The 25651-nt window shown below is 58.0% G+C and carries 27 protein-coding genes; 5 read left to right on the top strand and 22 right to left on the bottom strand.

The annotated features are described in order from the left end of the window. Positions 1 to 7: 7 nt before the first annotated feature. The 8 genes from pilV to murJ form a co-directional block, all read right to left on the bottom strand. The gene (gene pilV, locus J122_RS10995) at positions 8 to 571 is read right to left on the bottom strand and encodes a type IV pilus modification protein PilV (protein ID WP_061332358.1); all 564 of its coding nucleotides are present in this window, start codon (positions 569 to 571) and stop codon (positions 8 to 10) included. Next, on the bottom strand, positions 555 to 1148 hold the full coding sequence (locus J122_RS21160; protein ID WP_082780566.1) for a GspH/FimT family pseudopilin: 594 nt from the start codon (positions 1146 to 1148) through the stop codon (positions 555 to 557). The genes pilV and J122_RS21160 overlap by 17 nt, the downstream gene beginning before the upstream one ends. A 211-nt stretch (positions 1149 to 1359) precedes the next feature. After that, positions 1360 to 2313 carry a 4-hydroxy-3-methylbut-2-enyl diphosphate reductase gene (gene ispH / locus J122_RS11000; RefSeq protein WP_061332359.1) on the bottom strand — a complete coding sequence of 318 codons (954 nt, stop codon included), beginning with the start codon at positions 2311 to 2313 and terminating at the stop codon, positions 1360 to 1362. A gap of 190 nt (positions 2314 to 2503) precedes the next feature. Next, the gene (gene fkpB / locus J122_RS11005) at positions 2504 to 2956 is read right to left on the bottom strand and encodes an FKBP-type peptidyl-prolyl cis-trans isomerase (protein WP_061332360.1); all 453 of its coding nucleotides are present in this window, start codon (positions 2954 to 2956) and stop codon (positions 2504 to 2506) included. 5 nt (positions 2957 to 2961) lie between these two features. Next, complete coding sequence (gene lspA / locus J122_RS11010) at positions 2962 to 3486, bottom strand: signal peptidase II (RefSeq protein WP_061332361.1); 525 nt, start codon at positions 3484 to 3486, stop codon at positions 2962 to 2964. After that, positions 3486 to 6305: an isoleucine--tRNA ligase gene (gene ileS / locus J122_RS11015; RefSeq protein WP_061332362.1), complete on the bottom strand. Its 2820-nt coding sequence runs from the start codon at positions 6303 to 6305 to the stop codon at positions 3486 to 3488. The genes lspA and ileS overlap by 1 nt, the downstream gene beginning before the upstream one ends. Positions 6306 to 6339: 34 nt before the next feature. Then, positions 6340 to 7308 carry a bifunctional riboflavin kinase/FAD synthetase gene (gene ribF / locus J122_RS11020; protein ID WP_061332363.1) on the bottom strand — a complete coding sequence of 323 codons (969 nt, stop codon included), beginning with the start codon at positions 7306 to 7308 and terminating at the stop codon, positions 6340 to 6342. A 122-nt stretch (positions 7309 to 7430) separates the two neighbouring features. Then, complete coding sequence (murJ, locus tag J122_RS11025; RefSeq protein WP_082780567.1) at positions 7431 to 9020, bottom strand: murein biosynthesis integral membrane protein MurJ; 1590 nt, start codon at positions 9018 to 9020, stop codon at positions 7431 to 7433. Between the two features lie 270 nt (positions 9021 to 9290). On the opposite strand from murJ, the gene rpsT reads away from it, so the two are divergent. Continuing rightward, on the top strand, positions 9291 to 9560 hold the full coding sequence (gene rpsT / locus J122_RS11030; RefSeq protein ID WP_058091292.1) for a 30S ribosomal protein S20: 270 nt from the start codon (positions 9291 to 9293) through the stop codon (positions 9558 to 9560). A gap of 72 nt (positions 9561 to 9632) precedes the next feature. Here the strand turns inward: rpsT and proB are convergent, their stop codons facing one another. The 4 genes from proB to rplU all read right to left on the bottom strand — a co-directional run bounded on the left by proB (position 9633) and on the right by rplU (position 12725). Then, positions 9633 to 10757: a glutamate 5-kinase gene (gene proB / locus J122_RS11035; RefSeq protein ID WP_061332364.1), complete on the bottom strand. Its 1125-nt coding sequence runs from the start codon at positions 10755 to 10757 to the stop codon at positions 9633 to 9635. A gap of 30 nt (positions 10758 to 10787) precedes the next feature. After that, positions 10788 to 11981, bottom strand: coding sequence for an Obg family GTPase CgtA (gene cgtA / locus J122_RS11040; protein WP_061332365.1), 1194 nt, complete (start codon positions 11979 to 11981; stop codon positions 10788 to 10790). 136 nt (positions 11982 to 12117) lie between these two features. After that, entirely contained in the window at positions 12118 to 12378 is a 261-nt protein-coding gene (gene rpmA, locus J122_RS11045) for a 50S ribosomal protein L27 (RefSeq protein WP_022987754.1), read from the bottom strand. 35 nt (positions 12379 to 12413) lie between these two features. Beyond that, the gene (gene rplU / locus J122_RS11050) at positions 12414 to 12725 is read right to left on the bottom strand and encodes a 50S ribosomal protein L21 (RefSeq protein WP_061332366.1); all 312 of its coding nucleotides are present in this window, start codon (positions 12723 to 12725) and stop codon (positions 12414 to 12416) included. A gap of 241 nt (positions 12726 to 12966) precedes the next feature. Here rplU and J122_RS11055 point away from each other — a divergent pair, with 241 nt between their 5' ends. Continuing rightward, entirely contained in the window at positions 12967 to 13935 is a 969-nt protein-coding gene (locus J122_RS11055) for a polyprenyl synthetase family protein (RefSeq protein ID WP_061332367.1), read from the top strand. A gap of 47 nt (positions 13936 to 13982) precedes the next feature. On the opposite strand, the gene J122_RS11060 is transcribed toward J122_RS11055, so the two are convergent. Next, on the bottom strand, positions 13983 to 14969 hold the full coding sequence (locus J122_RS11060; RefSeq protein ID WP_061332368.1) for a glutathione S-transferase family protein: 987 nt from the start codon (positions 14967 to 14969) through the stop codon (positions 13983 to 13985). 189 nt (positions 14970 to 15158) lie between these two features. Here J122_RS11060 and J122_RS11065 point away from each other — a divergent pair, with 189 nt between their 5' ends. Both J122_RS11065 and J122_RS11070 read left to right on the top strand, forming a co-directional pair. Beyond that, the gene (locus J122_RS11065) at positions 15159 to 16073 is read left to right on the top strand and encodes a LysR substrate-binding domain-containing protein (RefSeq protein WP_061332369.1); all 915 of its coding nucleotides are present in this window, start codon (positions 15159 to 15161) and stop codon (positions 16071 to 16073) included. 93 nt (positions 16074 to 16166) lie between these two features. Beyond that, positions 16167 to 17693: a WS/DGAT/MGAT family O-acyltransferase gene (locus J122_RS11070; RefSeq protein ID WP_061332370.1), complete on the top strand. Its 1527-nt coding sequence runs from the start codon at positions 16167 to 16169 to the stop codon at positions 17691 to 17693. A gap of 38 nt (positions 17694 to 17731) precedes the next feature. Here J122_RS11070 and J122_RS11075 read toward each other — a convergent pair whose 3' ends face one another. Then, entirely contained in the window at positions 17732 to 18382 is a 651-nt protein-coding gene (locus J122_RS11075; RefSeq protein WP_061332371.1) for a DUF2057 family protein, read from the bottom strand. 262 nt (positions 18383 to 18644) lie between these two features. Here J122_RS11075 and J122_RS11080 point away from each other — a divergent pair, with 262 nt between their 5' ends. Beyond that, positions 18645 to 18848: a DUF6316 family protein gene (locus tag J122_RS11080; protein ID WP_058091282.1), complete on the top strand. Its 204-nt coding sequence runs from the start codon at positions 18645 to 18647 to the stop codon at positions 18846 to 18848. A 49-nt stretch (positions 18849 to 18897) separates the two neighbouring features. Here the strand turns inward: J122_RS11080 and J122_RS11085 are convergent, their stop codons facing one another. From J122_RS11085 to glyA, 8 genes are all read right to left on the bottom strand, one after another. After that, positions 18898 to 19407 carry a phosphatidylglycerophosphatase A gene (locus J122_RS11085; protein WP_061332431.1) on the bottom strand — a complete coding sequence of 170 codons (510 nt, stop codon included), beginning with the start codon at positions 19405 to 19407 and terminating at the stop codon, positions 18898 to 18900. Positions 19408 to 19421: 14 nt separating this feature from the next. Then, complete coding sequence (thiL, locus tag J122_RS11090) at positions 19422 to 20372, bottom strand: thiamine-phosphate kinase (protein ID WP_061332372.1); 951 nt, start codon at positions 20370 to 20372, stop codon at positions 19422 to 19424. Positions 20373 to 20375: 3 nt separating this feature from the next. Continuing rightward, positions 20376 to 20852, bottom strand: coding sequence for a transcription antitermination factor NusB (nusB, locus tag J122_RS11095; RefSeq protein WP_061332373.1), 477 nt, complete (start codon positions 20850 to 20852; stop codon positions 20376 to 20378). Beyond that, positions 20852 to 21328, bottom strand: coding sequence for a 6,7-dimethyl-8-ribityllumazine synthase (gene ribE, locus J122_RS11100; protein ID WP_061332374.1), 477 nt, complete (start codon positions 21326 to 21328; stop codon positions 20852 to 20854). The genes nusB and ribE overlap by 1 nt, the downstream gene beginning before the upstream one ends. A gap of 48 nt (positions 21329 to 21376) precedes the next feature. Continuing rightward, positions 21377 to 22492, bottom strand: a complete 1116-nt coding sequence (gene ribBA / locus J122_RS11105) for a bifunctional 3,4-dihydroxy-2-butanone-4-phosphate synthase/GTP cyclohydrolase II (protein ID WP_061332432.1) — start codon at positions 22490 to 22492, stop codon at positions 21377 to 21379. Positions 22493 to 22555: 63 nt separating this feature from the next. Next, the gene (gene ribD / locus J122_RS11110) at positions 22556 to 23671 is read right to left on the bottom strand and encodes a bifunctional diaminohydroxyphosphoribosylaminopyrimidine deaminase/5-amino-6-(5-phosphoribosylamino)uracil reductase RibD (protein ID WP_061332375.1); all 1116 of its coding nucleotides are present in this window, start codon (positions 23669 to 23671) and stop codon (positions 22556 to 22558) included. Then, the gene (gene nrdR / locus J122_RS11115) at positions 23668 to 24186 is read right to left on the bottom strand and encodes a transcriptional regulator NrdR (RefSeq protein ID WP_058091276.1); all 519 of its coding nucleotides are present in this window, start codon (positions 24184 to 24186) and stop codon (positions 23668 to 23670) included. Before nrdR ends, ribD begins: the two co-directional genes overlap by 4 nt. 73 nt (positions 24187 to 24259) lie before the next feature. Then, positions 24260 to 25513, bottom strand: coding sequence for a serine hydroxymethyltransferase (gene glyA / locus J122_RS11120; protein WP_061332376.1), 1254 nt, complete (start codon positions 25511 to 25513; stop codon positions 24260 to 24262). Positions 25514 to 25651 lie beyond the last annotated feature (138 nt).

A 25651-nucleotide genomic window follows, 5' to 3' on the forward strand; every position in this document is an offset into this window, starting at 1 on the left:
ACCCTCTTTATAAGCTGAAGTCCACAGCAAACTGCTGGGCACCAACGGCGCGTTCACCCGCTGTTTCGTCCCACTGAGTTTCTTGCCAACTAACGGATATTGTGAAGACGTTACCAGCCCCTCGGGTAATCGATCCGACGCCACCAGGCAAAAGAACCATATTGCCACCGCCTTGAACCTCCAGAGTCCACTCCGCCTTATCCAGAATAACCTGATCTGATGAAGAACAGCCGGAGGTTGATGAGGCACAAGAGGGGAGTGTAGTCACGGCATCGGTGCCGTTGGTGGAGTATCCATCATATGCGCCCGCCACAGCTCGAGTGCGATTTATACGCATACGATCAGCCATGTCATAGGCGAGAATGCTTGCCTGGGTCCTAAGGTAAGCACTCTGATTATTTCTCAACCCATCCAGCATAAGCCCAGCCAGACCGAGCAAACCCACTGCCAGAATTACGAGAGTCACCAATATCTCGATTAAGGAGATGCCTTCCTGCCTGCGCTTAGAGAACACCGCACGTTTCATGAGTGCAAGTTTCGAATCTGACAAGTGTTTATGGACACGAGACATTAGCCCCTCCGCCATGCCGGTTAATCACCCCATCGCCGTTTTCATCACGCGCCAGCCTAGTCTGACCAGAAACCATAACGACAACACCTCTCGCACTCGTCACCCCTCTTCTATCACAGATGACCAGAGTCCCATCGGTTGCTCCCAGTGCACCAGCAGGCGCTGGCTGCCCATTAGATGAAAACTGAATAAATTGATTCCCTCCAAAACCAAACAACCGGAGACTATTACCTCCGGACAGTTGAGGAACGACTCTTAGAACCGCGTCCCCATCCGCACTATCAAGATTGCGATCTCCATCAGCATCACTCATTACAATCCAACCATTTTCCCAACTGTTACTTGCTGAACAGCTCGCATTGTCACTAGTTGGGCATAGTGTCACGAAGATACCAGGGCGTTTGACCGCTTCACTTCTAGCGAAACTAATCAAACTGCTCAACTCGTTAGTTTGGGATGAGATTCTGTTCTCAAGAATCATGCGTTCAAAAGAGGGAATGGCAAGCAACGAGACAATAGCGAGGATCACTACTGTCAACATCAGCTCAACAATCGTAAAACCACGAGCACGCATCATAAGGACGGACTAACCTTTTCCAGCTTTTATGGATAAAGATTAATCGCAGCTGATAAGGACCGCATCTACTGACGGATAAGCGGTCTCCATCTGCAAATGAACGGTCGTTTGCGTTTTTTACAGGAGACTTAGTTCACACTGAGACGATTGGGGTGTTGTTTTATTACGAATCGAAGGTTCTTGGCGGCCGATTCAAAGCCCTCATACGGTTTCATTCAACCTCAACCACATCAATCCGCAACTCCTTGGGCATCGAGAACACAATATTCTCCTCTCGCCCGGAGATTTCCTGGGGCTCGTCCCCGCCCAGCTCCTTCAGCCGACTGATCACATCCGCCACCAGTACTTCCGGTGCCGAAGCACCCGCCGTCACACCGACGGCCTGCTTACCTTCCAGCCATTGGGGTTCAATCTGGGCCGCTTCGTCGATCAAATAAGCAGGGGTGCCCATACGCTCGGCCAGCTCCCGCAGGCGGTTGGAGTTGGAGCTGTTGGGGGAACCGACAACCAGCATCAGATCGCAGTCTCCGGCCAACTGCTTGACGGCATCCTGGCGGTTCTGGGTGGCGTAGCAGATGTCGTCTTTGCGGGGGCCTTCGATTTCCGGGAATTTGGCGCGCAGGGCGTCGATCACCCGGGCGGTGTCGTCCATGGAGAGGGTGGTCTGGGTGACGTATGCGAGGCGGCTGGGGTCCTTGACTTCCAGCTTTTGTACGTCGGCCTCGTCTTCCACCAGATAGATATCGCCGCCGTTGCTGTGGTCGTACTGGCCCATGGTGCCTTCTACTTCCGGGTGGCCGTGGTGACCGATGAGGATGCACTCGCGGCCGTCGCGGCTGTAGCGCATGACTTCCATGTGGACTTTGGTGACCAGTGGGCAGGTGGCGTCGAAGACTTTCAGGCCGCGGCGGGCGGCTTCGTTCTGTACGGCCTGGGATACGCCGTGGGCGCTGAAGATCACCAGTTTGTCGTCTGGCACTTCATGCAGTTCGTCGACAAAGATGGCCCCGCGGTTGCGGAGGTTGTCGACGACGAATTTGTTGTGGACGACTTCGTGGCGTACGTAGATGGGGGCGCCGAATACGTCGAGGGCGCGGTTTACGATTTCTATGGCGCGGTCTACGCCGGCACAGAAGCCACGAGGGTTAGCGAGTCGGATTTGCATCATCTTGCCTTTGGAGTTTCCGCCTGGTGGAGTTGGTCGCCCGCGTGCTGCGGGGAGGTGCTTTCAGGGACACGCTGTGAATACGTCCGTGTACGCTTGACTGCAGCATCCCTGCTGCAGAAAGTCCCTGAAAGCACCTCCCCGCACCCCGCTATATTCGGATCAGGTGTTCAAGGCTGAATTCGAGCCTTCAATGAGTCTGGCCAGCCGGCTCCACATCAATGATCCTCACTTCAAAACTCAGTGTATGCCCTGCCAGCGGATGATTAAAGTCCACATCCACCTGATCGCCTTCTACCCGCTTGATCACACCGGGCAGTTCCTGCTGGCGCGCGTCGGCGAAGGACACTACCACACCGGGTTCCAGCACCATGTCGGCGCTGAATTCGTGGCGTTTGAAGGTTTGTACGTTGCTGGGGTTGTGCTGACCGAAGGCTTTTTCCGGCGGCACCTGGAAGGTTTGGTGATCGCCGGCTTTCAGGCCCATCAAATAGGCTTCGAAGTTCTCCGGCAGGTTTTCGTCGCCGATTTCCAGGGTGGCCGGTTCTTTATCAAAGGTGGAGTCCACGGTTTCGCCGTCTTCGAATTTGAGGGCGAAGTGGAGTTTTACGCGGGTCCCCTTGTCGATGGGCAGTTCTCTCATGGGAATCAGTTGCTCCGGTTGGCATCCCCGCTGTCGTCAGCGGGTTTGCGGAATGCGTCGAGTATCATCATGGCGGCACCGATGGTGATGGCGGTGTCGGCCAGATTGAAGGCCGGGAAGTGCCAGTCCTGCCAGTAGAAATGCAGGAAGTCCACAACGTAGCCATGCACCACCCGGTCGTAGACGTTACCAAGGGCGCCACCAAGGATGAGTACGATGGCGATGGCCATCCAGGTTTCGTGGCTCTGGAGTTTTCTGAGCCAGCCCACCAACACCACGCTGACCACGATGGCCAGGGTTACGAAGAACCAGCGCTGCCAGCCGGCGGCATCCGCCAGAAAGCTGAAAGCAGCGCCCGTGTTGTGCAGCAGGGTCAGATTGAAGCTGGGCATCACCGGTACCGGGTTACCGTAGGTGAGCATGGCGGTGGCGAGAGCCTTGGTACCCAGGTCCAGGGCAATCACCAGCACCGCCAGCCACAACCATTTCAATTTACTACCCACACGGGTTTCAGTCATCACAGCGTCCATCAAGCGTAGGCGCGGGTTTCGCCCGGGCCTTCCACGTTGGTGACGCAGCGGCCGCACAGGTCGCTGTGCTGCGCATTGGCACCCACATCTTCGCGGTGGTGCCAGCAGCGTTCGCATTTGGCGTGGGCGGCCGGAGTGACTTTCACCAACAAGCCTTCGAGGTTGGTTTGCTCTGCACCCGCTGCGTCGCTCACCGGTTTCACGGTAGCTTCAGAGGTTATCAGCACAAAGCGCAGCTCTTCACCCAGGTGGTTCAGGCGCTCAGCCAGGCTACCTTCACAGTACAAAGTAACTTCCGCACTCAGGGAGCCTTTGATTTCGCCACGGGCACGGGCTTCTTCCAGGCACTTGTTGACGGCTTCTTTTACCGCGTAGATCTCGCGCCAGTAGTCCCGGCCCAGATCAAAGTCTTCCGGCAGAGCGGTCAGGCCTTCGTACCATGTTTCATAAAACACGGTGTCACCGCGCTTGCCTGGCAGGTGCTGCCAGATCTCATCGGCGGTGAAGCTCAGGATCGGGGCAATCCAGCGCACCAGGGCTTCGGCTACATGATAGAGCGCCGTCTGGCAGGAACGCCGCGCCAGACTGTCAGCCTGGGTGGTGTACTGGCGATCTTTGATGATGTCCAGGTAGAAACCGCCCAGGGTGGATTCACAGAAGTTGTATACCTTCTGGTAAATCCGCAGGAAGGCGTAGTTGCCGTAGTCTTCGTGCAGCTCCTTCTGCAGCTGCAGGGCACGGTCCACCATCCAGCGGTCCAGGGCGATCATGTCTTCCGGCGCCACCGTGTGCTGCTCCGGATCAAACCCGGTCAGGTTGCTCAGCAGGAAGCGGGCGGTGTTACGGATACGGCGGTAGCCGTCTGCCGTCTGGCGCAGGATGTCCTTGGAGACGCTCATCTCGCCGCTGTAGTCGGTGGCGGAAACCCACAAGCGCAGAATGTCCGCACCCAGCTCATTCATCACTTCCTGTGGTGCGATGACGTTACCCATGGACTTGGACATCTTGTAGCCCTTGGCGTCCACGGTGAAGCCGTGGGTCAGCACCTGCTTGTACGGGGCCACGCCATTCATGGCGATGGAGGTTTTCAGGGACGACTGGAACCAGCCTCGGTGCTGGTCGGAGCCTTCCAGGTACAGATCGGCCGGGAACTGGCCCAGTTCCTCCCGCACTCTCAGAACAGAGTCGTGGGTGACACCGGAATCAAACCAGACATCCAGGGTATCCATTACTTTTTCGTACTGGTCGGCGTCTGCGCCCAGCAGTTCCTTCTGGTCAATGTCGTACCAGGCATCGATGCCGCCGGCTTCCACCGCTTGGGCTACCTTCTCGATCAGTTCCTGGGTGTTCGGATGCAGTTCCTGGGTCTCCTTGTGGATAAACAAGGTGATCGGTACACCCCAGGTGCGCTGACGGGAGATACACCAGTCCGGGCTCTGCTCGAACATGGCCTCGATACGATTCTGGCCCCACGATGGCACCCAGCGGATGCCCTTGATGGCTTCCAGAGCATCGGCGCGCAGGTTGAGCTTGTCCATGCTGATGAACCATTGGGGCGTGGCCCGATAGATCAGCGGGGTTTTGGTCCGCCAGCAGTGCGGGTAGCTGTGGCGGAATTTCTCCGAGCGCACCAGCTTACCTTCACGCTCAAGGGCGCTGCATACCGGCTCGTCGGCCTTGTATACGTGCACGCCGGCAAACTCGCCAGCCGCTTCGGTGTAGGTACCGTCAGCTTTCACCAGGTTGATGGTGCCAATGCCGTAGGCCCTGCCTACTTCAAAGTCTTCCATACCGTGGTCTGGTGCGGTGTGGACTGCGCCGGTACCGGCATCCAGGGAGACATGGTCGCCCAGCAGCACCGGAACCTGTTTGTCATACACCGGATGGTGCAATAGCTGGTTTTCCAGCGCTGAACCGACCACATTGGCCAGCACCTGATAATCTTCCACCCCCCAGCGAGCCATGATGCCCTGCACCATATCGGTGGCCAGAATCAGGCGCTCCGGGCCGTTGCCGGCATCCAGTTGCACCAAGGCGTATTCCAGATCGGCGCCGATGGACACCGCCTGGTTGGCCGGGATGGTCCAGGGGGTGGTGGTCCAGATCACAACCGACACATCGCCCTGGCCGCCGTCGGTGCCGAAGGCGCTTAGGACAGCCTCTTGATCCACGGCAGTGAAACGCACGTCGATCTGGGTAGAGGTTTTGTCCTGGTATTCAACTTCCGCTTCTGCCAGTGCGGACTGACCAACCACACTCCAGTAAACCGGCTTGAATCCACGTACCAGGTGGCCCTTGGCCACGATCTTGCCCAGCGCCCGCACAATGCCCGCTTCAACTTTCGGGTCCATGGTCAGGTAGGGTTTGTCCCACTCGCCCATCACACCCAGGCGAATAAAATCGGCTTTCTGGCCTTCAACCTGCTTGATAGCGTAATCGCGACAGGCCTGGCGGAAGGTTTTGTAATCCACCTTAACGCCGGCTTTGCCGATTTCCTGCTCCACCTTGTGTTCAATGGGCAGGCCGTGGCAATCCCAGCCGGGCACGTAGGGTGCGTCATAGCCCATGAAACTGCGGGATTTCACGATCATGTCTTTCAGAATCTTGTTGACCGCATGCCCGATGTGAATGCTGCCGTTGGCGTAAGGAGGGCCATCGTGCAGGATGAACTTTTCCCGGCCTTCACGCTGCTTGCGCAGGTTGCCGTAGACGTTCAGGTCCTGCCACCGCTTGAGCATCTCCGGCTCGCGATTGGCCAGGTTACCGCGCATGGGAAACGCGGTTTCCGGCAGATTCAGGGTATGCTTGTAGTCGCTCATGTTTGTGTGCGTACTCTTTAGTTGGTCAGTTGAATCAGGTTTCCGGCATGGCGGGGTTATTCGCCAGCCAGGCCCGGGCATGCTCAAAATCCCGGGCGATCTGTTGCCTCAGTTCGTCAACAGAGTCGAATTTCACTTCGTCCCGCAGGCCATGGCGGAACACCACTTCCAAATGCTGGCCATAAAGTGTGCCAGCAAAGTCGAACAGGTGCACTTCCAGTGATGGCCGCTTGCCGTCTACCGTGGGCCGCAGGCCGATATTGGCCACGCCATCGCGCCATTCACCGGTTTCAAGCCGGGCCCGCACCACGTACACACCACGCAGCGCCGGCATCTTATGCAGCAGGATGTTAGCTGTGGGGGCACCGATCTGCCGGCCCAACTGGCGCCCGTACACAATCCGGCCATGGATGCGGTAAGGGTGCCCGAGCAGCCGTTCCGCTTCCTCAAGGCCGTTCACATTCAGGGCATTGCGCACGCGGGTACTGCTTACCCGCTCGCCGTCTACCGTCACAGTGCGGGTATTTTCGACGGTAAAATCATGCTCCTGGCCCACCTGCTCCAGCAATCTGAAGTCCCCGGCCCGGTCGCAGCCAAAACGGAAGTCATCACCCACCACAAGATGGCGCACCGCCATGCCCTGGATCAGCACATCTTCCACAAAGCCCATCGCAGAATAGCTGCGGAATCGCTCGTCGAAACGGATGCACAGCACCACATCCACGCCCTCGGCCAACAACGCCTCAAATTTCTGGCGGAACGGCATGAGTCGTGGTGGCGCGTCAGCACCCTGGAAAAACTCCCGGGGCTGAGGCTCAAAAATCATCACCACCGAGGGCACATCCAGCTCAGCGGCTTTCTGCTTCACCTGATCAATAATGGTTTTGTGGCCCAGGTGCACGCCGTCGAAATTACCGATGGTCACCACACAGCCATCGGCGAGCGGCGAATCCGCTTGCCCGGACAGGCGCTTAAGATTGGTCAGGCCTCGAATCAGACGCATGTACTGCGAACCTTAACTTGCCAGCTGGCTTTGTGGCGCACCTGCCCGAGAAGCGAGATGCGCTGGTGAGAAAACGCGCGATTATACCTCATGCTGGGGTGCGGTAGAAATCTTGAGGCTGCTTACTTCTGGCGGAACTGGCGAACCCGCACACCTACCAGGGCCAGAGCCACAAAATAGGCCGCCACCCCGGCAACCACCAGAATCCCCATATCGATGGCCCGCTGCAGACCACTGGCGGCAAGCCAGTCTGCCACCGGGGCATTCAGCCAGAACACCACCGCCGCCAGGGCGGCATTGGCCACCAACAACTGAATCAGGAACCTGGGCCAGCCCGGCTGGCTTTTCCAGACGCCCTCTTTGCGCAATCCGCGCCAGAGTAGGTAGCCGTTCAGCCAGGCCGAAATGGAAGTCGCCAGCGCCAGGCCAGCATGAGCCAGCGGCACAATCAACGCCAGGTTGAAGGCCATATTGGCAACCATGGCAATTACGCCGATCTTGACCGGCGTTTTGGTGTCTTCCCGGGAGAAAAAGCCCGGCGCCAGCACCTTAATCAGCATGAACGCCAGCAGGCCGGCGGAATAAGCCCGGAGACTCTGGGCCGACATGGTCACATCACGATCGGTCACCTCACCGTAATGGAACAGGGTGGCAATCAGCGGTTCCGCCAACAGTGCCAGTGCCAGCGCTGCCGGCACACCAATCAACAGCACCGCGCGCACGGCCCAGTCCAGGGTAGCGGCAAACTGATCTTTGGACGCCGCCGCATGCTTGCGCGACAGGCTGGGCAGAATCACCGTGGCAATTGCGATACCGAACACCCCAAGCGGCAATTCAGACAAACGATCAGAGTAGTACAACCAGGACACGCTGCCCGTTTGCAGGAAAGAGGCCAGCACGGTATCCAGCAGCAGGTTGATCTGACTTACCGACACGCCGAACAGCGCCGGCGCCATCAATTTCAGTATTCGGCTGACGCCCTCATGCTTGTAATCCACCCTCGGCCTTGGCAGCAGCCCCAGGCGCATCAGGAAGGGCAACTGGAAAAACAACTGCAGGGCTCCGGCAATAAACACCCCCCAGGCCAGCGCCATCACAGGTTCATCCATCACAGGCGCCAGGAAGATGGCTGCGCCGATCATGGCCAGATTCAGCAACACCGGTGTAAACGCAGGAATCGCGAACCGGTCATAACTATTCAGAATGCCACCGGCGAACGCCGTGAGAGAGATCAGCAGCAGGTATGGAAACGTGATGCGCAGCATATCGCTGGCCAAAGCGAACTTGACGTCATCGCCCAGAAAGCCTGGCGCGAAAATAGTAGTTAGCACCGGAGCCCCGAGCATGGCGACCAGCGTAACCGCCAGCAGCACCAGACCAAGAGAGCCAGCCACTGCATCCACCAGGCGCTTGACCTCGGAGATGTCGCGTTTTTCCCGGTAAGACGACAATACCGGCACAAAGGCTTGGGAAAAGGCCCCTTCCGCAAACAGGCGGCGCAGGAAGTTGGGAATCTTGAACGCCACAAAGAAGGCATCCGCCGCGGTACCGGCCCCGAAATAGCGGGCAATCACCATATCCCGCACCAACCCCAGCACCCGCGATAGCATAGTCATCACGCCAACCACCCCGGATGAACGCAGCAAGCCGGGCGCTTTCGGCGGCTCCTGAACTGGGGGCTGAGAATCTATTGGTCGAGGTTCCGATGACATGGTTATGGGCGTCCAGAAATCCAAAGTTCAAGCCGGAACGGCATTTCGGTAATCCGCAAGGTGCCAGCCACAGCCGGTTCAGGCCCCATGGAGGCGATGCGGGAGTGTATCACAGGCCTTTTCAACGCGGGGATTACTGCGCCGCCGGCCTTGACATTTGGGGCTTTCGGCGGCATAGTTCCGCGTCATTTATTCCGACGCGCTGGTTTTGGCGCGCCTGCGATGTAAACATATTCAGTAGTTACAGCAACGAATTTCAGGAGTTTTACGGTGGCAAATTCCCCGCAAGCCAAGAAGCGCGCTCGTCAGAACGAGAAAAACCGCAAGCACAACGCCAGCCTGCGTTCCATGGCACGTACTTACATGAAGAAAGTAGACGCCCAGATCAAAGCCGGCAGCTACGAAGGCGCTCAAGAAGCCCTGAAGACCGCTCAGCCGATTCTGGACAGCATGGTCAACAAAGGCATCTTCGCCAAGAACAAGGTTGCTCGTCATAAGAGCCGCCTGAACGCCAAGATCAAGGCGCTGAAAGCTGCCTAAATCTTGCGCTCATAAAAAACCGGCTTCATGCCGGTTTTTTTGTGCCTGAAATTTACCTGTTATACGAACAACTCAGACCACAACCAGATTATCCCGATGAATCATCTCTTCGTCAGAGACATAACCCAACACATCGGCAATGCGATCACTTGAGCGGCCGGCAATGGCCCTTGCTTCGTCAGCATCGTAGTTTACCAGCCCGCGGGCAATTTCCCGACCATTCAGGTCAACACATGACACCATCTCGCCCCGCCGGAACTGGCCGGCAATTGCCTTCACGCCTACCGGCAACAAACTGCGACCGCCCTGACGCAACACCTTTACCGCACCATCATCCAGCGTCAACTTACCCCGGGTTTGCAGATGGCTGGCAATCCACTGTTTGCGAGCCGCCATTCTGCCCTGCTCTGGAAGCAACAACGTGCCAATCACATCTCCCTGGCGCAGGCGAGAAATCGCATGCTCAATACGCCCACCGACAATCACTGTGAAAGCTCCGGAACGGGCGGCCAACCGGGCGGCCCGAAGTTTGGTCAGCATACCGCCACGGCCGAGCGCCCCGGCGCCACCGCCGGCCATCGCATCCAAATCACGATCCTCGGCTCTACGCTCGGTAACCAGCTCGGCGTCCTGGTGCTTACGGGGGTCCTTGTTAAACAACCCCAGCTGGTCGGTCAGGATGATCAGACCATCAGCTTCGATCAGGTTGGCAACCAGCGCCCCAAGCGTATCGTTGTCGCCAAAACGAATCTCATCGGTCACCACCGTATCGTTTTCATTGACGATGGGCACCACACCGTAATCCAGAAGTGTGCGCAACGTGCTACGACCGTTCAGGTAACGCTTGCGATCCGAGAGGTCATCGTGGGTGAGCAGGATCTGGGCGGTGTGAATATCATGGCGCTTGAACTGCGCCTCCCAGGTTTGCACCAGGCCCATTTGACCAACTGCCGCAGCGGCCTGCAACTCGTGCAAATGCTGGGGCCGCGAGCTCCAGCCCAGTCGACTCATGCCTTCAGCCACCGAACCCGAGGACACCACCACCACTTCCACGCCTTCGGCAATCAGCTCCGCAATCTGGTCTACCCACAACCCGAGGGCCGCGACATCCAACCCCTTGCCATCATCGGTAAGCAAGGCACTACCAATTTTGATAACCAGACGTCGAGCCTTTCGGAGCTGGAGGCGTTCACTCATGATTGTGATTCTGTCCCTTGGGGTTGCGGTTTACTCAGGGGCGTAGACGACTTCGACGTCGTAATCGTCATCATCAAAGTCATCATCGTCATCGGCTTCTCGCGCAGCCCGGCGAGCCTGTCGATCAGCTTCAATTCTGGCGCGCGCCTCTTCGTCCATCCGGCGGCGACGAGCGGCCTCCTGCTCGGCAACTTCCGGGTTCTCGGCTTCCTGCTCCGCCTGCTCTTCAATCCAGCGCATCACCGCCTGAACCAACGGCTTGGTACCTTCACCACTCAATGCCGAGATGCGGAATACCGGACCTTCCCAACCCAGCTCATCCACGATGGCCCGGCAATGGGCTTCACGATCTTCTTCTGGCACCATATCGACCTTGTTCAGCACCAGCCAACGGGGGCGGCTGGCCAGGGTTTCGCTAAACTTCTCCAACTCGTGAGCAATGGCCTTTACCGCCTCAACGGGGGATGAACCATCGTAAGGCGCCACATCCACCAAGTGCAGCAACAAGCGGGTACGCACCAGATGTTTAAGGAAGCGGATACCCAGCCCTGCGCCCTCGGCAGCGCCTTCGATCAACCCCGGAATGTCGGCAATGACAAAGCTCTGGTGAGCCTGAACACTAACCACACCAAGATTGGGTACCAGCGTGGTAAACGGGTAGTCAGCCACCTTCGGCTTTGCCGCAGATACCGACCGAATGAAAGTAGATTTGCCGGCATTGGGCATGCCCAGCAAACCGACATCCGCAAGAACCTTCAGCTCCAGGCGCAAATTACGGGTCTCACCTTCCGAGCCTTTACTGGTCTGTCGCGGGGCACGATTGACCGATGACTTGAAACGGGTATTCCCCAGGCCATGAAAACCACCTTGGGCCACCTTCAGGCGCTGGCCTTCCTTGGTGAGGTCGCCCAGCACTTCATGGGTATCCATATCCACAACGGTGGTGCCTACCGGTACCGGCAGCACCAGATCTTCACCCTTGTTACCCGTGCAGTTACGCCCAGCACCCGGCTCGCCATTCTGGGCCTTGTGTTTGCGCTGGAAGCGGTAATCGATCAGCGTGTTCAGAGCGCTGTCTGCTTCCAGGTAGACAGAGCCGCCATCCCCGCCGTCACCGCCGTCGGGACCACCCTTGGGTACATACTTTTCCCGCCGGAAACTCAGGCAGCCGTGGCCGCCTTTACCGGCTTCAACAATGATGGTGGCTTCGTCTACAAATTTCATACGCCTGATGCCTTTGCATAAACTAAAAAGCCCCGCAGCCTCATGGAAGCTTTGCGGGGCTCCGGATTCACCTGAGGGCTGATCAGATCAGCATATCAGGCTCACCCAAGGTTCGACAGAACCGGATCGCCGCTGCTTACGCAGCCGGAACGATGCTCACGAACTTGCGGTTCTGCGGGCCTTTGGTCTCGAACTTCACCTGACCTTCCGCTTTCGCGAACAGGGTGTGGTCCTTGCCAATGCCTACGTTGCTGCCGGCGTGGAAACGGGTGCCACGCTGACGAATGATGATGCTGCCTGCAGTGACAGTCTCACCGCCGTAGCGCTTGACACCAAGTCGTTTCGACTCGGAATCGCGACCGTTACGGGTACTACCTGCTGCCTTTTTATGAGCCATTACCAGCCTCCTTAATTAAGGGGTTATTCGAGGGCTTAGCCCTGGATACCCGTGATCTTGACTTCAGTAAACCACTGACGGTGGCCCTGACGCTTCATGTGGTGCTTACGACGACGGAACTTGATGATGTTGATCTTGTCGTGACGACCGTGGCTAACCACTTCAGCGGTCACCTTTGCACCATCAACTACCGGGGCACCGACTTTTACGTCGTCGCCGTTGGCAACCAGAAGAACACGATCGAACTCAACAGAGCCGCCGGTTTCAACTTCCAGCTTCTCCAGCTTCAGAGTTTCGCCTTCTTTTACACGGTGCTGCTTACCACCGCTAACAATAACTGCGTACATTCATAGTCTCCGCGATTGACCCATCCCTGCTCTTATCCACCTGGTTCTAAGGGAGGCGCTCTGGCGACCCTATTGCAGGGAGCGCAGGTTGGGATGAGTTGGGCGCGTGATTGTACGAAAAGCCGCCGGGCAATACAAGTGAGATTCCCGGGCAAGTTGACACTGTAGGCAGCAATACCTAGCATTGCCGCGTCCTGCCCGAAAACTCAACGAAAACACCAGCAAGGGACGTACCAGCCCGATGACAGCCCAGCGCATCCATGACACCGTGGCGGAAGACTTCAGCCGCGTCAATGACCTGATAATCCAGCGGCTTGCCTCTGACGTCCCAATGGTTGAGAAGATCGCTCAATACATCATTGAAAGCGGCGGCAAACGCCTGAGGCCGCTGCTGGTACTGCTATCCAGTCGGGCTGCCGGCTACAGCGAAAGCGAACACCTGAAACTGGCTGTCGTCATTGAGTTCCTGCACACCGCCACCCTGCTCCACGACGATGTTGTCGATACCTCTGACATGCGTCGGGGCCGCAGCACCGCCAACGCAAAATGGGGCAATGCTCCCAGTGTGTTGGTAGGTGATTTCCTCTACGCCCGGGCCTTCGAGATGATGGTGGAACTGGAAAGCCTGCCGATCATGAACGTTCTGTCCCACGCCACGGCGGTGATTGCCGAAGGCGAAGTAATGCAGCTGATGAACGTGAAAAACCCGGATCTTACCGAAGAGCAGTACATGGTGGTCATCCACAACAAGACTGCCATGCTGTTCGAGGCCTCCTCCCACACCGGCGCGCTGCTGGCGGGCGCCGATGACAAGCAGGAAACTGCACTGAAAGACTATGGCAAGCATCTAGGCCTGGCGTTCCAGCTGGTGGACGACGTTCTCGATTATCTGGGCGATGCCGAAGCCATGGGCAAAAACGTGGGCGACGACCTGGCCGAGGGGAAAACCACCCTGCCCCTGATTTATGCCATGGCCAACGGCAGCGATGAAGAGCGGCAGCTGATTCGTCAGGCCATCCGCAAAGGCGGGCTGGACGACCTGCCGAAGGTATTGGAGATCGTCAAATCCTCCGGCGCCATTGAATACACCATGGCCAAGGCAAAAGAGCAGGCACAGATTGCCTGCGACCTGCTCACCTGCCTGCCGAAGTCTGAGCACCGGAAGGCCTTGGAGTTGCTGACTGAAGTGGCGGTAGCCCGAGTCAGCTGAGCATCAAGCCGGGCGGCAACCCATCAGGCGCCGCCCGTTCTACTGCCTTAGCCAACCTGCTCGCGGCCATGGGGAGCATCGAAGTCCAGATCTGGCCCAACCGGCACCACCTGTGTCGGGTTGATGGTGCGCTGGCTGACATAGTAATGCTGCTTGATCTGCCGGATATCCACCGTCTCGGCCACTCCGGGCACCTGGTACAGCTCCCGCACATAACCCGACAGGTTCGGATAATCCCGGATCTGCCGGCGATTACATTTGAAATGGCTGTAATACACGGCATCAAACCGAATCAACGTGGTGAACAGGCGCCAGTCCGCCTCGGTAAGCTGGCTGCCGGTCAGATAGCGCTTCCCCGCCAGGATCTGCTCAAGCCAGTCCAGAGAATCAAACAGCGCGCTGTAGGCTTCTTCGTATTTGTCCTGTGCAGTCGCGAAGCCGGCCTTGTAAACACCATTGTTAACGGTGTCATAAACCCGCTCGTTCACCGAATCTACCTGCTCGCGCAGCTGCTCCGGGTATAGATCCAGACCGGACTTCACGCCTTCCAGGCCGTTAAACGCGGAATTGAACATCCGGATGATATCGGCAGACTCATTGCTGACAATGGTTTCCTGCCGCTTATCCCATAACACCGGTACGGTGACCCGACCGGAATAATCTGGCGCGGCCCGAGTGTAGATCTGATGCATAAACTGGGATTGATACAGATGATCCTGGTGAGCCGGATCATCCTCCCGAAACTCCCAGCCATTCTCCACCATGTCCGGATGCACAACCGACACCGAAATGTGACGCTCCAAACCCTTCAGCTTCCGGAATATCAATGTCCGGTGCGCCCAGGGGCAGGCCATAGACACATACAGGTGGTAGCGCCCGCTCTCGGCCGCAAAGCCGCCCTCCCCCGCCGGACCGGGCGAGCCATCAACCGTTACCCAGTTGCGAAACCGAGCCGCTTCACGCTCAAACTTGCCTCCGGTCTTGTCCGTGTCATACCACTCGTCGTGCCACTGACCATCAACCAACAAACCCATAAAACCTCCCCTGGGGTCAGACCCCTGTGCATAACTGTAGACTTATCAACAGGGGTCTGACCCCAATTTATTTGTCCACACAAATTCACAGGGGTCTGACCCCGTTTACAAATATTGGAGACAGGTTACCGGGTGGGCTGGTAGGCTGATAGCAAGCATTTCTGGCAAACACTTTCAGATTATTCGAACATGCATACAGCCATTACGATTGACGCACTCAAAGTGCTGGACGCCATTGACCGCAAGGGCAGTTTTGCCGGGGCTGCCTCGGAGCTGTTCCGGGTGCCATCCGCCATCAGTTACACGGTTCAGAAGCTCGAAGAGGATCTGAACGTCAGTATCTTTGACCGCAGCGGTCATAAGGCTGTGTTGACCTCGGCCGGGCGGTATCTGCTTGAGGAGGGGCGTTCACTGCTGGAAGCCGCTGAGAACCTTGCCCATACCACGCGGCAGGTGGCCCAGGGCTGGGAAACCCGGCTGCGTATTGGCTTTAACTCGCTGCTGCCGGCTGAATGCCTGTTTCCGGCCATTCAGGATTTCCATCAGCTTGGGGTTCCGGTTGATGTGCAGATTATCGAAGAAGTCTTCGCCGGTGCCTGGGATGCCCTGCAAAGCCGTCGCGTTGATATGGTTGTCGGGGCTGACCTGCTGAGCAAACCTGCCGGAGCTTTCGCCACCAAATCACTGGGGGAGGTACCGTTTGTGTTTGCCGTAGGCGCAGAACACCCTCTCGCCAGTGAGACCGGCCCGCTGGCCGAAGCGGATATTGCACAGTATCCTGCAGCGGTAGCGGCGGATACGTCGCGCTCGCTGCCACCCGGCCATGCGGGAATATTCCGGCTCCAGAGAACCCTCACCGTCAGCAACATTGACCAAAAAATTCTGGCCCAGGAGGCAGGCCTGGGCGTTGGCTGGCTCCCCTACCCGCGAATCCGGGAACAGCTTGCCCGGGGCTCGCTTATTGCCAAAGAGACGAGTGAACCCCGCGCCGCCATCAGCGTACATCTGGCCCGCCACAGCGAAGACAAAGGCAAGGCACTGATGTGGTTCTGGGACAGACTCAGCAACGATGAGACCATCCACAAATGGCTTCAACCGGAATAAAATCGGGGCACAGGGGCCAATAGGCCCGATCATGCCATGGGCTATACTCCAAGGCCCGCAACCTTAACCGTGACACACAAGGGAGTGCGCTGGATGCGTCAGCTGTCGGAACTGGATGCCTCGTTTCTCTACCTGGAGTCAGAAACCACCCCCATGCACATTGGCGGTGTGTACCTGTTCGACGCCAGCGGCCTGAGCGATCCCCTGGCCTTCACCACGTTTGTGTCATACCTGCGCAGCCGCCTGCACGTGGTGCCCCTGTTTCGGCAAAAGCTCAAGGAAATCCCCCTGCGCCTGGGTCGCCCCTACTGGATCGATGACCCCGGCTTCAGTATTGAGCGGCACCTGGCCTACGTTAACCTGGGCGAGCACGGTAAACAGGCAAGTCTGATGTCTTTGGCGTCAAAAATCATGGAAGAGCCGCTCAAACGTGACCGGCCCCTTTGGCACATCACATTTGTCGACGGCTTTCGCATTGACGACCCGGAAGGCGATAAACAAGGATTTGCGCTGATCGTCAAACTGCACCATGCCGCCATTGATGCCTTCAGTGGCGAGGAGATCATGGGCAAGTTACTGGAATACACGCCGGAGCCCCGACCCATCGCACCGCCACGACCCTGGCTGGCGCGACCGGAGCCTTCCGAGGAGCGTGTATTTCTTCAGGCCAGCGCCAACATGCTCAAGACCCCCATGCAGGTTGCCTCACTCGCCTACAACGCGGCAGAAGCCACCGCCCGGGGCCTGGTCAAGAAACAGCTGCAGAAACTGCCGGTACCCTTGCCCCTGTTCACCGCTCCCCACAGCCCGTTTAACCGGCAGATCACCGCCAACCGACGCATTGTCTCCGCCAGTGTCAGCCTGTCCCGGCTCAAGGCAATCAAGGCCAGCCTCGGGGATGTCACCCTGAACGACGTGGTGCTCGGATTATGCGCTGAAACGCTACACCGTTACCTCGACCAACAGGGTGGCGACACCGACAAGTCTCTGGTAGCAATGACGCCGATTTCCGTGCGCTCCAGCAGCCTGCGCAAAGCCACCGGCAACCAGATGTCTGCGATGCTGCTGGATCTTGCCACTAACGAACCCAATCCCGCGGCCCGGATCCGGCGAATCCATCAGAACGCGGTGGAGTCTGAACCCTACCGAGAAGCCATTGCCGCCGACCGGCTGACAGAACTGCTGCCATCCACCCTGCTGGCGCTGTCTGCCCGGCTATATTCCGAACTGCAGGTGGCGCAGCGTTATCACCCGCTCTTCAACTTGCCGATCACCAATGTACCCGGACCACAGGTTCCGCTGTTTCTGCAAGGCGCGCGACTGATCCGGCAATACAACACGGCCCCGCTGTTCGATAGCCTTGGTCTGGTCATTGTGGCGGTGAGCTATCAGGGGCAACTGACTTTGAACTTTACCCTGTGCCCGGACGTGGTTCCCGATGGAGACAGCCTGAAAGACCTGATTGAGGATAGCCTGACCGGGATCGAGGAATGCCTGCATGACCTCGGCCCCGATCAGGGCCTGGAGACTCCGCACGGCAGCGGCCAAAACCTGACCGATGAGGTACTAGGGGCGCTTGAAAACATGATCAAGGGCGGGCTTCAGCGCTTTCGCCGATAGCTCGGGCCGGGCACCAAACGCCCGGCCCGCCGACAATATTACTCAAACGCCCAGCGCAGGAAGGTTCGCTTCTCTTCCTCGGTAGCGTCTTCCCACAGAGCTTTCAGGCGCTCCAGCGTGGTCGAGCCAGGTTCGCTGCCGGCGCTACCGCCAGATGCCGCCAAAGGCGTGCGAGAAGCGCTGCCCTGAGACGCCCCATCCCACTTGCTGGATTCAGCCACCAGCGCCCCATTACTGTCGATAATGGCTGCGGAAAAGCTCGTCATCATGGCTTCAGCCTGCTGCCGCGACGACGGCTTGTCAAAACGGAAGCGATACTCTGCGCCCGGCTGGGCGTCGAAGCGCACCACTTGTTGCTCGCTTTCAACGGTATGCACTTTGGATTCGCCATCACGCACCACCCCGGTTCGGGCCCATATGGTCTTGTAGGTAAAGACGACCTCGGTTTCGCCGGGCAACAAGCCGTAGTCCAGAGCCAGATCGTCCAACATGAAGCGGGTCATGCTTCTGCCGTTGATGGCAGCTACCTGGATTTCACCCGGGGCTTTCAACACCGCCGGGTTCGCCGCCCCCTCGGGGTCGCCCTGCCAGGCATCCACTCGCGTCAGTGATGATGCACAACCTACCAAGGTAACGCTCAGCATCAGGGCAACCAACTTGAAAACCCTGGAAACGTGACACATACTCATTTCATCTCCTTTTCCTTGAGAGGCCTGGGCGGCCATGACGGAATCACACGCTCTCGCATTCTGACCATCCAGGCCATGGGGAGCAAGCAAAGCTTTGATATGCGGCTGCCAAGTACCGGAGATTTTTACCGGGCTCATGCAACGCCGATCACAAGAATGTAAAAAATTGTTGAATTAAGCGGCAATTGGATTAATTTTAATCAGGTCGGCAAACAAAACGCGTTGCCCGAGAAGAAAAGAATAAGCGGGCTCAGGAGCAACCATGGACACTCAGCGCAGGACCGGGGAACAAGGCCCGGCACCCTTTCGCAGCAGTCGTTTTTTCTGTGTAGGCAGCAAATGGTATTTCACCACCCGGGAAGGCTTTGACAGCGGTCCCTTTGCGTCCCGGGAACGTGCAGAGATCGGCCTCAAGCGATTTCTGCACGTGGTCAGGATGCTACCGGAAGAACAGCAACTCCATTAAACCTGGCCGAACGGAAGCTCCGGCTGGCCCATCCGCCGGGTAATGTTCTTCAGATGATGAAGGGCATTACCCAAACATCGATACCCCACAAGCAGACCAGGGCCATGAATCCGGCCACCACATCATCCACCATGATCCCCAGCCCTCCTGGCATCCGGGCATCCAGCCAACTGATGGGCCAGGGCTTGACCACATCGAACAGCCGGAACAGCAGAAACGCCATCAGTACGCCGTAGATCTGGTCTGGGAACAGGCCAAGGGCTATCCACATGCCTACAAACTCGTCCCAGACGATACCTCCATGGTCATGCACCTTGAGCGCGTCTGCGGTTTTCCCACACAACCAGATACCCACCAGGAAAGCCGCCAGAACCACCAGCCAATAGGCAACCGGGGGCAACCAGGCGAAGGTGTACCATACCGGTATCGCCGCCAGGCTCCCCCAGGTGCCGGGCGCCTTTGGCATGGCGCCACTGCCGAAGCCAAAGGCCAGAAAATGCACTGGGTGTCGCAAAAAGCCCGGTGGCAGTATAGCCGTTGGACTGTCTGGTTCATGCATCAGATCTTCGTCCTTCAAACCGATCTCCCAAAATGATCAAATCCGGCGGGTGATTCCGTCATGTCCGCTCCCGTAACGCGCAGCCCCGACGCCTGCTGAATACGCCCTATAATAATCAACCCACCCTGCACCTCCGGTGCCAGGGCAGCGTATTGATCAGGCGCGATGGCCACGCACAATTCATAGTCGTCGCCTGCGGTCAACGCCAGACTGAGCGCCGCAACCCCTTTAAGTCGGCGCAACTCCGGCAACATTGGAATGCTATTGGCGTCCAGCTCAGCACCCACACCGGACTGCTCGAGAATGTGCTCAAGATCCGCCAGCAAGCCATCGGAGATATCGATCGCCGCTGAAGCCCTGCCAATCAGCTGTTGGCCAAGCGCCAGCCTGGGCTCAGGAAAATGGTAGCGAGCCAGCACGGCTTTCTCGTCGGAAGCTGGGGCGGTTGCCTCCAGAAATTCGAGTGCGGCGCCGGCGGCACCCAATGGTCCGGACACGCAGATAAGATCACCCGGGCGGGCGCCAGAGCGCCGGATAGCAGAGCCTTGTGTCACCGTACCGTGTACCTGGATGGAGACCGCCAACGGCCCCCGGGTAGTATCGCCACCGGCCAGAGCAATTCCGAAATTATCACTGGCCTTAGCAAGCCCTTGGGCAAAATCCGCCAACCATTCAGGCTGCGCCTCAGGCAATGTCAGTGCAAGGGTAAAGCAAACAGGTGTAGCGCCCATGGCAGCCAAATCACTGGTGGCTACCGCCAGCGCTCGCCATCCCAGACAGAAAGGGGAATAGTTAGCAGGAAAATGAACGCCTTCAACCAGCGTATCGACTGAGAAGACCAGATCCCGACCCTCGGGAACACGCTGGATAGCGCAATCATCCCCGGGGCCGAGCACAAGCTGATCTGTCATGGCCTTGTTGGCCAGGGGCACAAAGAAGCGACGGATCAGCTCGAATTCACCCATGAATCAACGCGGGCGAGTCTCTGCCAGGCGCAGGCGCTGGCTCAGTTTATCCAGAATACTGTTCACAAACTTGTGGCCTTCGGTACCGCCAAAACGCTTGGCCATCTCGATGCCTTCGTTAATCACCACCTTGTAGGGCACATCAATCCGATGCTTCAGCTCATAGGTGCCCAGGCGGACAATCGCCAGCTCAACCGGATCCACCTCTTTCAGGGGCCGATCAAGGAAAGGCTCAATCAGTTTATCCAGTTCGGCCTGTTCCCGATGGATGCCCCGCAACAAATCCCGGAAATACATGATGTCTACTTTGCTCATGTCGTTATCGACCATGAACTCCGCTTCAATGTCAGAGATCGGCGTTTTGCTGAAGTGCCGCTGGTACAGGCCCTGCATGGCAAGAGCCCGTGCCCGGCGACGGTCGCCAGCTTTTGGCTTGCTGGTATTCCCCGGCTGAGGGGAGGTATCACCCGCTTCGTTCATTACTCACCCAACTTTTTGAACAAACTGACCATCTCGAGGGCAGTAATCGCGGCTTCCGCGCCTTTGTTACCAGCCTTGGTGCCGGAACGCTCGATAGCCTGCTCAATGGAATCCACAGTCAAAACGCCAAAAGTCACCGGTACGTCGGTTTCCAGGCTGACAGCACCCAGGCCGCTGGAAGCTTCGCCAGCCACATACTCAAAGTGCGGCGTACCACCACGAATAACCGCGCCCAGGGCGATGATGGCATCGTAGTCGGAGGTTTCGGCTACGCGCTTGACGGCCAGCGGCATTTCATAGGCACCCGGTACCCGGATGATGGCGATGTCGTCTTTGGAAATACCGTGGCGCAACAGGGTGTCTACAGCGCCATCTACCAGGCTTTCAACCACAAAACCGTTAAACCGGCCAACCACCAGCGCGTAACGGCCGCTGCACTGGGTAAAATTACCTTCAATTACTTTGATATCTGCCATCTTGGGCTCCTTCGCGAGCTGCGGCACTCAGAGCCGCAGCCGGGTTTATCATTCGGGGGTGTAGGGTACGTATTCCACAACTTCCAGATCGAAACCGGAAATGGCAGAGAATTTTACCGGCGGGCTCAACAAGCGCATTTTGCCTACGCCGATATCCCGCAGAATCTGGGAACCGGTTCCGACGGTGAAGTACACGCCAGAACTGCCCTTCCCGGCAGATGCTGTGCCCTCGTCGTAGAATTCCTGGATTCGATCTTCCAGGTTATAGCTGTCTTCAGCGCTGTTCAGCAGAACCACAACGCCACGCCCTTCCTCAGCCACTTTCTCAAGGGCATGGTGCAATGGCCAACTGCGCGAGTCCTTTCGGCGTGCACCCAGCAGATCCCGAAGGGTATCGGTGATGTGTACGCGCACAAACACAGGCTCTTCAGGGGCAATATCTCCCATCACCATGGCCAGGTGGGCAGCCCCCTGAATGTTGTCTCGGTAGGTACGTAACTTGAAAAGACCATACTCGGTATCCAGGTCGTGCTCTTCCACGCACTCCACGGTTTTTTCATTCATGGTGCGGTAGTGGATCAGATCTGCGATGGTGCCGATTTTCAGGTCATGCTCTTCTGCGAATCTTTCCAGGTCTTCACGGCGCGCCATGGAACCGTCGTCATTCATGATTTCACAGATCACGCCGGCAGGCTCGCAACCGGCAAGAGCCGCCAGGTCACAGGAGGCTTCGGTGTGCCCGGCCCGGCTCAACACCCCACCAGGATCCGACATCAAGGGGAAAATATGGCCCGGCTGAACCAGGTCTGACGCCTTGGCATTGCGGGCAACCGCCGCTTGTACCGTGCGGGCGCGATCAGCCGCAGAGATACCGGTGGTCACGCCTTCACGCGCCTCGATAGACAGCGTGAACTTGGTGCCGAAGCCGGAAGCATTCTGCTGCACCATCAATGGCAAGCCCAGCTGCTCGCAGCGGTCCCGGGTCATCGGCATACAGATCAGGCCCCGGCCGAAGCGAGCCATGAAATTGATCGCTTCCGGCGTGCAATGTTCTGCAGCCATTACCAGATCGCCTTCGTTCTCGCGATCCTCATCGTCCATCAGGATCACCATTTTGCCCTGGCGGATGTCTTCGATGATGTCTTCAATGCTGTTCAGTGCCATACGGTTCTGCACCCTGTCACCCTGGCCGCATCTTGCTGCGACCGAAGGGAATGAATTGAATGATTAGCTGCGGGCCAGGATCAGCCTCTGATCCTCACCCACCTGACGCCGATCCAGCACTTTCCATTGCACTTTATCAGCCATTGTTTCAAGCGGCAGATGAGCGGTTGGTCGCCCGGTGCTGCCCAGAAATACCGGCGCCTGATACAACCAGAGTTCATCCACAAGGTTTTCCCGAATGAACGTTCCGGCCAGTGTTGGCCCCGCCTCTACCAATAATTCGTTGATGCCAAGTTCGCCCAGGGCATCCAGCAGCTCAGCAAGGTCAACACCATTATCTTTCCAGGCCACACCGGTCAGGCTAACGCCCAGCGCGGCCAGATCCTGCGCCGGCGCCGATGCCAGTGCCGAACTGGCGCAGAACACCTGAACATTGCCCCCCTGGAGAATACGCGCCGTCGCCGGTGTGCGGGCGTCCCGGTCTGCAATAACCCGCAGAGGCTGGCGTGAGGGGTCCGTGGCATCACCAATCTCCCCCATTTCATCCCGACGCACCGTCAACGATGGATCATCCGCCAGAACGGTACCTACTCCCGTCAGGATAGCATCGCTGATGGCGCGCAGCCGCTGCACGTCCCTCCGGGCTTCGGTCCCGGTGATCCACTGGCTTTCGCCAGAGGCCATGGCAGTACGGCCATCCAGGCTGGCGGCCATTTTCAGGCGAACCCAGGGCCGGCCAGTATTCATGCGCTTCATAAAACCGGGGTTCAAGCGAACCGCTTCATCGGCCATCAACCCCTCGGTCACCTTGATGCCGGCATCCCGGAGCATGTCCAGCCCCCGGCCAGACACTGACGGATTAGGATCTTTGGTTGCGGCAAATACCTGCGCCACGCCAGCATCGATCAGCGCTCTGGCACAGGGCGGCGTTCGGCCATAATGGCTGCAGGGCTCCAGGGTGACATACGCGGTCGCCCCACGGGCATCCTGGCCTGCCTGACTCAGAGCGCGAACTTCTGCGTGAGCCTCTCCGGCACGTTCGTGCCAGCCTTCCCCGACGATGCGGTTGCCCTTGGCAATCACGCAGCCAACCCGGGGGTTGGGGTGGGTAGAATAGCGACCACGCCAGGCCAACTGAATGGCCCGGGCCATCATCGCCCGGTCACGGTCTGCAATCATGCCTTGCCTTTTCCGGACTGCTTGTCGGCCAACGCCCTTGCCACATCAGCCGCGGTTTCACCATTGCCCTGAGACAATCGTTCAATCTCTTCCTTGAACTCGTTGATGTCCTGAAAGCTGCGATAAACAGAGGCAAAGCGAACGTAGGCCACCTTGTCGAGCTGGCGCAGCTCTGTCATCACTTCCTCACCGAGCTGCATCGACTTTACTTCACGCTCGCCAGTGGAACGCAGGCGGTACTTGATGCGGTTCAGGGCAGCGTCGATTTCCTCGATGCTGACCGGCCGCTTTTCCAGCGCCTTCATCAGGCCTGCCCGAAGCTTTTCTTCATCGAATGGCTGCCGGGTGCCATCCTGCTTGACCACGCGCGGCATCACCAGCTCGGCGTTTTCGAACGTAGTGAACCGCTCGCGGCAGGACAAACACTCCCTGCGGCGGCGAACCTGATCACCTTCAGCCACCAGGCGCGAATCAATCACCTTGGTATCGGCTTCACCACAGAAAGGACAATGCATAATTCAGATGCTCCGGAAAGGAAGAGCCCGGGGCTCCGTTAGGAACACCCGGGCAGTCTTGTTACGCTATCACTTAGCCATAGACCGGGAAGCGGGCACACACCGCTTCTACCTGCTCACGCACGCGGCTGATGGTTGCTTCGTCTTCGAGGTTGTCGAGGATGTCACACATCCAGCCGGCCAGATCACGACACTCCCCTTCCTTGAAACCACGGGTGGTGACTGCGGGGGTACCAATGCGCAGACCAGAGGTCACAAACGGCGAGCGCGGGTCATTCGGGACGGCGTTCTTGTTCACGGTGATGTGCGCTTTGCCAAGCGCGGCGTCGGCGTCTTTACCAGTAATGTCCTGCTTGATCAGGCTGACCAGGAACAGATGGTTCTTGGTGCCACCGGAAACCACGTCAAAACCACGCTCAACAAACACTTCAGCCATGGCTGCAGCATTCTTGACCACTTGCTTCTGGTAAGCCTTGAACTCATCGCTCATGGCTTCCTTGAAGCACACAGCCTTGGCAGCGATCACGTGCATCAGCGGGCCGCCCTGGCCACCCGGGAATACGGCAGAGTTCAGTTTCTTCTGCAGATCTTCATCATCACAGGCCAGGATCAGGCCACCACGGGGGCCGCGCAGGGTCTTGTGAGTGGTAGTTGCAACCACGTGGGCGTGTGGCACCGGGTCCGGATACACGCCCGCAGCAACCAGGCCAGCCACATGAGCCATGTCCACAAACAGGTAGGCGCCAACCTTGTCGGCGATGGCACGGAAGCGGGCAAAGTCCAATTCCTGGGAATATGCTGAGAAGCCGGCAATGATCATCTTCGGCTTGTGCTCAACGGCCAGTGCCTCGATTTCGTCGTAGTCCAGCAAGCCGGTGTCGGTGTTGATACCGTACTGAACGGCGTTATAGATCTTGCCGGAGAAGTTAACGCTGGCACCGTGGGTCAGGTGGCCACCGTGAGCCAGGCTCATGCCCAGAACGGTATCGCCGGGTTTGAGCAGGGCCATGAACACGGCAGAGTTGGCCTGGGAGCCAGAATGGGGCTGCACATTGGCGTAGGCAGCACCAAACAGTTCCTTGGCACGGGCAATGGCCAGGTCTTCGGCAATATCGACAAACTCACAGCCGCCGTAATAACGCTTGCCGGGATAACCTTCAGCGTATTTGTTGGTCAGCACACTGCCCTGGGCTTCCATCACCCGCGGGCTGGTGTAGTTTTCAGACGCGATCAGTTCGATGTGCGCTTCCTGACGCTTCTCTTCCGCCTGCATGGCGTTCCACAGTTCGTCATCGAAACCGGCGATTTTCATATCACGATTAAACATGGATGTGCTGCCCCTGTCTGTATGGCTGGCCCGGCGCTGCCTCTGTGCATGCCGTAACCCCTGAAAAATTGGGCCGCTATTCTATCCCGAAAGCGGGTTAAAAATCATCCTTTATGCCGTCCGCAGATACCGGCACAC

The sequence above is a fragment of the Marinobacter excellens LAMA 842 genome (assembly GCF_001574445.1).
In the GTDB taxonomy this organism is placed as follows: domain Bacteria; phylum Pseudomonadota; class Gammaproteobacteria; order Pseudomonadales; family Oleiphilaceae; genus Marinobacter; species Marinobacter shengliensis.